Below are 8,828 nucleotides of genomic sequence, written 5' to 3'. Positions count from 1 at the left end.
CAATTAATTTGATGGCTTCAGCTTTAAATTCTGTGGTGTAAGTCTTGTGTTTCTTGCTCATGGTAAACTCCTGATGAGTGTGTTTAGTTTACCAAGTTAAAACCTCCTGTTTTTTCAGCACACATCAGTATAGAGGACGACGAATTTTCTATTCTAGTCTTTCAAGTATTTCTAGGTACTATGAGAAATTGTTTGGTATCCAATTTGTCAAAACATCGTTATTCACGCCGTCTTCGATATGGATTTCATATTTTCGGATGAAGTATAAGCTCAAAAATCTCGATAGAATCCATCCAAATCTGTGAATTAACTGTTATTACATTTATCACCTGCAGCACCATTTGTAGGCTGGAAAACCTCAGGTCTTGGCTTCTCCTTTGGCTTAGAAGGGTTACTTTTGTTTCCCCATAAACAAGCGACTCATATTACGTAATAAACAGCTTGATATCTGAAATTTCTAAAAAAACTTGCTGCTTTTCTCAAAAATCATCCTTAGGGATGATTTTTTTTTCATCATGCTGTTCTAGTTTTAAACAGTATAGGCAGCCAGCTTCTATATTGAACCATTCAATGATGAATACCTGCCATGAATGTACATCTGAGCGTGACATCAGTTTAAAGCAACATGCAGGGGGAATTATGCAACGTATTATTTATCCGACATTATTATTGGCAACATTGGGCTGTCAAAGTGCGCTTGCAGAAGCAATACAAGTATCGCAACAACTGACAGTTAAACCTGTTGTTGATGTGACTTATGGTATTTTTAACAGTCAAAAAAGTTATTTAGGCGCCGTTGATGAAGGCCAAAAAACATGGCAAGAAGCAGTGGCTAAATATGGCGTTGATGCTGAATACCAACTGGGCCAAGGTATAGCCTATAGCAGTGTGATCGGTTTAAGCTCAGGTACATTTGGCGATGGAGATGCTGCGAGTATTACCACGGGGGATGAGCGTAAAACCTCATTGGAACAGTGGACATTGGGTTGGCGTAATGGCCCAGCAGAAGAAGCGACGATTGATGCAAGTGTGGGTCGTCAAAGTGTAGTTATTGCAGATGGTTTTTTGGTCGCAGGGGATGCACTAAATTTTGGTAAAGGCTACGGTGATGAACTTAACCGTGGTGGTGGCTATTACTTAGCTGCACGTCAAAGTTTTGATTTAACAGCTGTATTACATTATCAGATCAATGATGCGCTAAAAACACATTGGTACTATTTAGAATCGAGTAACAAAGCACAAGCTCAACCTAAACTGTGGTCTACAGATTGGGAATACAAGTATGCAAATGCAGATTTTGGCTTAACTTATTTACAAGTCACAGATGTAGATGGTGGGGATGAAAATCCACGTAATGACATCAAAGATGTTGCAATTCGTGCTAAAACACAAATGAATGAACAGCTGGCATTGGCTGCAGAATATGTTTATCAAGATCAACAGCAGGGGAATGAGAATGCTTGGTATGCTTCTGCGCAATATACCTTTGATCAAGTGAAATATCAGCCAACATTAGGTTATCGTTTATCTTCATTCTCTAAAGACTATGACGGTTTGTTCTATGGTAATACCGATGCTGGTTTTGGTACGTGGTTCCAAGGTGAAGTTGCAGCAAACTACTCAGGTCCATATAGCACCAATACAAGAATTCATCAGCTTTCAATACAAGCCTCTGTGAAAGAAAATCTACATTTAGGTGCATTAGCCTATCAATTCGATACCATTGATAAATCTTATGGTGATTTAGATGCTAGTGAAATTGATCTATTTGCTGTTTGGTCACCGAATCAAAATATTAATGTAATTCCTTTAGTAGGTTTCTATAAGCCAAAAAAAGATGCCGATCATGGCGGGTCACAATTGGGAGATACTGAACCGTACCGGGTTTGTCGGAGACTTTTTTATTTAAGTTAGGCCACCTGACCTAACGGGTTAATCTTATCATAGTACATTGCTTCAAACTCAAAAGGCGATACATAACCCAGTGCACTGTGTACACGCTCTTTATTGAACCAATCTACCCAGTTTAGTGTCGCAAGTTGTACATCCGCTAAACCTTGCCAATCCGCTTTTAAATATTCAATCACCTCTGTTTTGTATAAGCCATTCACCGTTTCAGCCAAAGCATTATCGTATGAATCACCAGTCGTACCGACTGATGCTCGTAAATTTGCTGCTTCTAAACGATTGGTATAACGAATGGAAAGATATTGCACACCTCTGTCGGAATGATGAATCACATTCTTAGGCATACCTCGATCGTGCAATGCTTGCTCCAATGCATCGAGCACCATATCTGTATTCATCCGTGTAGATACTTTCCATCCAACAATTGCTCGTGAGAACACGTCAATAATAAAGGCGGTATAGACCCAGCCTGAATGAGTTTGAATATACGTAAAGTCACTCACCCACAGTTGGTCAGGATGATCAGCATTAAAATTACGTTTCACTAAATCATCCGCTCTTTTTTGATCATCTCGGTTACGGGTGGTTTGTTTATTCTTACCACGCCAAACACCTTGTATACCTAGCTTCTGCATCAATCGAGCAACTGTACAACGTGCGATAATATAACCTTCACGTTTCAATTGTTGCCAAACTTTACGTACACCATATCGACCTGAACTTTCTTTCCAAATTCGTTTAATTTGTTCAGCATGATGCAAATCATGTAGATCTCGCTTTGCTCGATGTTCTGGGTTTTCAGCAATATCTAGTGTTCGATAATAGGTAGAAGCTGAGATCGGTAAAATCCTACAAATCGCCTCAACACCATATCGATCTTTATTGTTAAGGATAAAATCCACCATTATTTGTGTGGGCGGTCGAGCTCCGCCTGGGCGAAAAAAGCGGCTGCTTTACGTAGAATTTCATTGGCACGTTTTAATTCTTTAATTTCACGTTCCATTTGCTTCATTTTTTCTTGGTCAGATACCTGTTGTACTTTGGCGGGATTTTGTTGATCTAAGTATTTTTGATACCAAACACGTAGTGTTTCAGGAGTACAGCCAATTTTAGGAGCAATTGCGGAAACTGCTGCCCAATTCGATGGATAATCTTTTTCAGATTCAATTAGTAATTGAACCGCTCTTTCTCTGATTTCAGGGGTGTATTTTACTTTTTTCATCGGGACATTCTCTCAAGAAAAGTGGTCTCCGACAAACCCGGTACGGTTCAATACAGACACCAATACTTATGCACAGTTAATTTTGCAATATGTATATTAATTGGGATTGAAACTAAGTCTCATAAAAAGGCACTGCTCAGCAGTGCCTTTTTAATTTACGTTAGAGTCCATGCTTTGTGGGGGCTGACAAGGCAAGTATATTGACTATATACAGATTTCAGAAAACTGAAAAGATAAGCTTTGTTTGATATGTTGATGGTGTGTCATCATTTAGACCCTGCAATTTCAGAAGATGTTGCATTTGCTGAGAGTCGAATTCGCCGTGAAACTATTGCTGCTGAAGATATTTTACAGGATTTGGGTGCAATTTCCATGATGTCTTCTGATTCTCAGGCCATGGGACGTGTAGGTGAGGTGATTATTCGGACTTGGCAAACGGCACATAAAATGAAAGTGCAACGTGGACCTTTAGAGGGTGATACGCCAAATAGAGATAACAATCGAGTTAAACGCTATATTGCTAAATATACGATTAACCCTGCGATTACACATGGTTTGAGTCATGAAGTCGGTTCGGTTGAGGAAGGTAAACTAGCAGATTTGGTACTTTGGAAACCAGCTTTTTTTGGGGTGAAACCCGCGATGATTATTAAAGGTGGTATGATTGCTGCCGCACCAATGGGGGATATTAACGCCTCAATTCCAACGCCTCAGCCTGTACATTATCGTCCAATGTTTGGGGCAAATGCACGTGGTGTGCATAATACCTGCATTACCTTCTTGTCTCAGGTGGCAATTAATAATGGTGTGTCTGAAAAATTAGGTTTGAAGAAAATCATTTCAGCGTGTAAAAACACCCGAAATATTTCAAAAGCAGATATGAAACTCAACACCTATGCGCCTGTTATGGAAGTTGATCCAGAAATCTATGAAGTACGTGCAGATGGTGTGCATTTGACTTGCGAGCCAGCAGAAGTATTACCAATGGCACAACGTTATTTCTTGTTTTAATTGGTTATCTTGCTTAAAATCCAGCCAACTAATCTCTCATAAATTTAAAGTCTTAAATCCATAACGTGAATAAATTCCTTTATGGATTTTTGGCTAATGATTCTATTTACTAAGCATGAGTATTTAGGATGCCCAAACTAGTTTTAACCAACTGGCATGTCCTTTCAGGCTTTGTTGCACAAAGATTTTAAAATTAGAACAGCTCTAAGCTAATTAAAACTTGGGTGTGAGATCAGCCTCGGGTGGTGTAGTCGTAGCGCCTGAAATCAATACGTTCTGTTGGCGATAACGTCCTGCATTGTCATCATCAATATTTTTTAGAATAAGCTGGTGGATATTCCGAATTTGCAATTCAGAAAAAGGTTCTTCTTTTCGAATAATGTCTTCAACGTAGTAGATTGCATTTTTATGGTTGATTGCCTCGAAATGTTCTCGTAATGCTTTTCCACCAACCGTAACGCCTTCCAACACCACTTTTGTTTCTAACAATGTCAGTGTATTGCCTTCGATTGCATTTGAGTGGTATGTCCAACGAACAATGAGATCTTCTTGTAGATTTTTTACAATTGAGGGAGATAGAGGACGATGCTGATCTAATTTTGTTTTTAAAGCATCAATATTTTTAAACATAACTTTTCCTTATAGTTGAATTCTTAAAGGATACATGAAAAAAATAAACATAAAAAAAGAAACGTTATAACATTTCTTTTGATATTAAATGCATACGTGTTAAAATCAGTACACCATTTCAAATCCTGTTAATGGATTTGAACAAAATAAATTTTGTGATTCAATGCGCTAAATCTAATTTGGGTAAAAAGTGGGTACAGGTAAAACGCTATTGACTTTATGGTTCACTAAATCAATAGCTTAGGAGTTGAGTTCAATTGACGCCATCCCACCAAAATTAAAAAAAGCCTTAAATCTTATTGATTTAAGGCTTTTTTATTGCCAGTTTATAAATTCTTTACGACTTAAAAGACTACATCTTGTATCACTGCATGTATCACATAAAAAAATAAAAATTTCATGCAGTGGTGAATTTTATAAAATAAAAATATTCAAGATTTAAAATACATCTTATATGGCTAATTAATAAAATATATCTAGTAAGGAAAACTTGAAGCACTAACACGGAAAAGGGAAATTGCCTTCACAAGTGATTGATTCATACTGAAACTGTGGTAAACAGAGGACACTTCAGATGAAACATACACGCATTAGAACTTTTAATACAAAAGCAACTTACCCAGAACAAAATTTAGATAATGACTTATGCCAAGCAGTTGTCGCACGCGGCAGCACAGTGTTCTTACGCGGTCAAATTGGACAAAACCTAGATACATCTGAAAGCGTATGCATTGGCGATGCTGCGGGCCAAGCAGAACAAGCCATGTATAACATTAAGATGCTGCTCGAAGAAGCTGGCGGTGAACTTGAAGATATTTGCAAAATCACAATCTATATTATTGATCCGCGCTACCGTGAAGATGTTTACCGTGTCGTTGGCAAATGGCTAAAAGGCGTGTTCCCAGTTTCAACAGGTATTGTCGTTTCGGCACTTGCCCGTCCTGAATGGCTGGTTGAAATTGATGCAACTGCAGTTATTCCTGACTAAGTAAAAGGAGCAACGCAGCCTATGACATTTTCAATTATTGCCCGCTGTCATAAAACGGGGCAATTTGGAGGAGCGATCAGCTCTTCTTCTCCAGCTGTTGCATCGCGGTGCATTCAAGCCAAGGCCGGTGTGGGTGTTGCAACATCTCAGAACATTACAGATCCATACTTGGCAAATATTTTGCTAGATATGACCAAATATGATCTGGCGCCAGACGATGCGATTGCTGAATTGGTCAAAAATACCGACTTTATTGAGTATCGACAGCTGACGGTTTTAAATTTTGATGAAAAGCCTGCTGCATTTAGCGGCAAATATACCTTAGGTGTTCATTCTCAGTGCGTAGGGGAGCATGCTGTTGGTGCGGGAAATCTGCTTGCAAATGAAGATGTTCCTCAGGCCATGGTTGACGCTTTTCATCAGGCATCCGGCAGTTTGGCAGAGCGTTTGCTTATAGCGCTGCAAGCTGGTTTAGATGCAGGCGGCGAAGCTGGCCCAGTTCATTCAGCAGGTATTCTAGTAGTCGATAAACTGGAATGGCCTGTGATTAATCTTCGGGTTGATTGGTCTGAAACTCCAATTGAGGACTTGTATCAGCTTTGGAAAGTGTATGAACCGCAAGTTGAGGATTATGTTGCACGGGCTTTAGATCCATCCAGCTCTCCAAGTTATGGTGTACCGGGCGACGAATAATGCTTAGCCTGCGCTGAAAAGGACGCGGCATTGTTAAATCGAATTTCTTTACGTCAAATGCAATATTTTGTTGCGACAGCTGAAAGCGGCAGCATTATTATTGCATCTGAAAAAATTCACGTTTCTTCACCTTCTATTTCAGCGGCGATAGCCCACATAGAATCTGAATTGCAAGTACAGCTATTTATTCGCCAGCATGCAAAAGGCTTAATGCTGACCAGCATTGGCGAAAAAGTCATGCAGGAATGCAAAATCATTTTAAGTCAGGCCAGCAGCTTATATGCTTTGGCTGCTGACTTTTCAGGTTCTATCCGTGGGCCCTTAAAGCTCGGCTGCTTTACTGCATTTTCACCTATGATTTATGCAGAAATCATTCATGGCTTTGCCAATTTATATAAAAATGTCACTTTGGAGCTAAGTGAGGATGATCAGCAGATTTTGTTGAGCCAGTTGGCGCGTAATGAATTGGATGTCGCATTGACTTATGATTTAAATATTGATCATGACCTGATTAATTTTGAACCTTTGGCCGTGCTGCCGCCGCATGTTTTGGTCAGTGAAGCGCATCCTCTAGCAAAAAATGTGGCGGTGACTTTAGAAGAACTGGCAGAACTGCCGATGGTGCTTTTAGATATGCCTTTCAGTAATGATTACTTTATTTCATTGTTCCGTAAGCATAAGTTAAGCCCGTTGGTGGCGCATACTTCGCGCCATGTGGATGTCGTCCGTTCGATGGTAGCCAATAATCTGGGCTATACCATTTTAAATGTGCGCCCGAAAAATAATTATTCATTAGACGGCAAGCGACTCGTCCGCTTGCGTATAGCAGGCGATAACCGTCCGATGAAAATTGGTTTGGCGACTGCAAAAAATGCAAATCTGAATACGGTGTCGCAGGCATTCATCAGCCGCTGCCGTGCATTCCTATCCAATCAATACATACCCGGTATGGGCGATGCACATTTCTTTGATCCGCATGTAAAGGCAAAGCCTGTACTGGAAGAGGCATAAATAGTGACTGAAATAAACAGCATACAGCTGTTAGACAAATTGATTTCTTTTGATACAACATCTTATAAAAGCAATTTAGCGTTTATTTTTTATGTTCAAAAATTATTTGAGCAAAACGGTATTTTTACAGAACTGAATTTTAATGCAGAACAGAGCAAGGCTAATTTATTGGCCAGTGTGGGACCGCGTGATCAGGCGGGTATTCTTTTGTCTGGCCACTCAGATGTTGTGCCGGTAGAGGGGCAGCAGTGGGATTCGCCAGCCTTTGAAGCGACGCATAAAGACGGAAGAATTATTGGCCGCGGAACAGCGGATATGAAAGGCTTTTTAGCATGTGCCATCATCGCCATGTTGAAAGCTTCAAAATTAGAGCTCAAACGTCCGCTGCATTTGTGTATTTCTTATGATGAGGAAATAGGCTGTATTGGTGTACGTGGGATTTTAGATCAACTGGCTTCCACGATTATTTCCCCTATCTTATGTGTGATTGGTGAGCCGACCATGATGCAGTTGGCATTGGCGCATAAAGGCAAAACGGTATTCCGCGCCCGCTGCTGCGGTGAAGAGGGGCATTCGGCTTTAGCGCCTAATTATGTCAATGCGATCCATGTGGCCAGCCAGCTGGTGACTTCTTTGCAAACCATTCAGCAGAACCTCCGTCAACAAGGACATAAGGACGCTGGCTATGATATTCCTTACAGCACGGTGCATGTGGGTAAGATTAATGGTGGGACAGCGCTGAATATTGTACCGAACAGCTGTGTGGTGGATTATGAAATCCGTCATTTGGCGGAGGACAGCAGCAGTCTTATTCAAGAGCAGATATTAAGTCAAATACAGGATGACTTCCGCAGTCACATTGAGGTTGAAGAAGTCAACCAATATCCAGGGCTGAAAACCTCCAAAACCATTGAGGCGGTTCAGTTTATTCAAAGCCTGTTGCCAGAAGAAACCTCTATAGGCAATATTTCCTTTGGTACTGAGGGCGGATTGTTCCAAGGGGCGCTGCATTGTCCTGTGATGGTTTGTGGCCCGGGAGATATCGCTGTAGCGCATAAACCGAATGAATATGTAGATATAGATCAGCTGCAGCAGTGTGATATTTTCTTAGAAAAGCTTTATATGAGTTTAAGGGTATAATCAGCTTTGATTTATAATGCTTAAGTTATTTAAAAATAAAGCTTGTATTTATATTTGTTTTTAGATAATTATAAAAAGGTAACTACAGTGTTTATTATAAATGCCGTAGATGTGCAAATTTTTAAAAGGTCAGTTATCTGGCCTTTTTTATTGCTTAATTATTTCTGTATTAAGACCTCAATTTTTCAAAATTACTTATTCACTCAAAGTTCGCTATAACAAAGG

6 protein-coding genes, 3 pseudogenes and 1 other annotated feature are annotated in these 8,828 nt (G+C 39.9%); of the genes and pseudogenes, 7 read left to right on the top strand and 2 right to left on the bottom strand.

Translation table 11 applies throughout. From position 1 onward, the window contains the following. Positions 1 to 322: 322 nt before the first annotated feature. Both FTT88_RS17550 and FTT88_RS14240 read left to right on the top strand, forming a co-directional pair. Positions 323 to 433: pseudogene (locus tag FTT88_RS17550) on the top strand (hypothetical protein); the annotation flags it as partial. Between the two features lie 137 nt (positions 434 to 570). Next, entirely contained in the window at positions 571 to 1,914 is a 1,344-nt protein-coding gene (locus FTT88_RS14240; protein WP_257233089.1) for a hypothetical protein, read from the top strand. On the opposite strand, the gene FTT88_RS14235 is transcribed toward FTT88_RS14240, so the two are convergent. After that, a protein-coding gene (locus FTT88_RS14235) for an IS3 family transposase (RefSeq protein ID WP_180174056.1) occupies positions 1,911 to 3,130 on the bottom strand; the annotation gives its coding sequence in 2 pieces (ribosomal slippage) (positions 1,911 to 2,854 and positions 2,854 to 3,130; 1,221 coding nt in all). The two genes, FTT88_RS14240 and FTT88_RS14235, sit on opposite strands and share 4 nt — an antisense overlap. Beyond that, positions 2,739 to 2,855 (bottom strand) — a sequence feature (AL1L pseudoknot). (Overlaps the previous gene by 117 nt.) Before the next feature lie 246 nt (positions 3,131 to 3,376). On the opposite strand from FTT88_RS14235, the pseudogene FTT88_RS14230 reads away from it, so the two are divergent. Then, positions 3,377 to 4,141 (top strand): annotated as a pseudogene (locus FTT88_RS14230) (urease subunit alpha); the annotation flags it as partial. Between the two features lie 228 nt (positions 4,142 to 4,369). Here FTT88_RS14230 and FTT88_RS14225 read toward each other — a convergent pair. Further along, positions 4,370 to 4,771 (bottom strand): annotated as a pseudogene (locus tag FTT88_RS14225) (Fic family protein); the annotation flags it as partial. 574 nt (positions 4,772 to 5,345) lie between these two features. Here FTT88_RS14225 and FTT88_RS14220 point away from each other — a divergent pair. The 4 genes from FTT88_RS14220 to argE are packed head-to-tail and all read left to right on the top strand — an operon-like array spanning position 5,346 to position 8,603. Beyond that, the gene (locus tag FTT88_RS14220; protein ID WP_078190012.1) at positions 5,346 to 5,759 is read left to right on the top strand and encodes a RidA family protein; all 414 of its coding nucleotides are present in this window, start codon (positions 5,346 to 5,348) and stop codon (positions 5,757 to 5,759) included. A gap of 21 nt (positions 5,760 to 5,780) precedes the next feature. Continuing rightward, positions 5,781 to 6,452 carry a DUF1028 domain-containing protein gene (locus FTT88_RS14215; RefSeq protein WP_078190011.1) on the top strand — a complete coding sequence of 224 codons (672 nt, stop codon included), beginning with the start codon at positions 5,781 to 5,783 and terminating at the stop codon, positions 6,450 to 6,452. 30 nt (positions 6,453 to 6,482) lie between these two features. Beyond that, complete coding sequence (locus tag FTT88_RS14210; protein ID WP_180174055.1) at positions 6,483 to 7,463, top strand: LysR family transcriptional regulator; 981 nt, start codon at positions 6,483 to 6,485, stop codon at positions 7,461 to 7,463. 3 nt (positions 7,464 to 7,466) lie between these two features. Further along, positions 7,467 to 8,603: an acetylornithine deacetylase gene (gene argE, locus FTT88_RS14205; RefSeq protein WP_180174054.1), complete on the top strand. Its 1,137-nt coding sequence runs from the start codon at positions 7,467 to 7,469 to the stop codon at positions 8,601 to 8,603. Positions 8,604 to 8,828: the final 225 nt, after the last annotated feature.

This window comes from Acinetobacter sp. YH01024 (assembly GCF_013420195.1).
GTDB classification, from domain to species: domain Bacteria; phylum Pseudomonadota; class Gammaproteobacteria; order Pseudomonadales; family Moraxellaceae; genus Acinetobacter; species Acinetobacter amyesii.
This window is presented reverse-complemented; position numbering and strand designations above follow the sequence as displayed.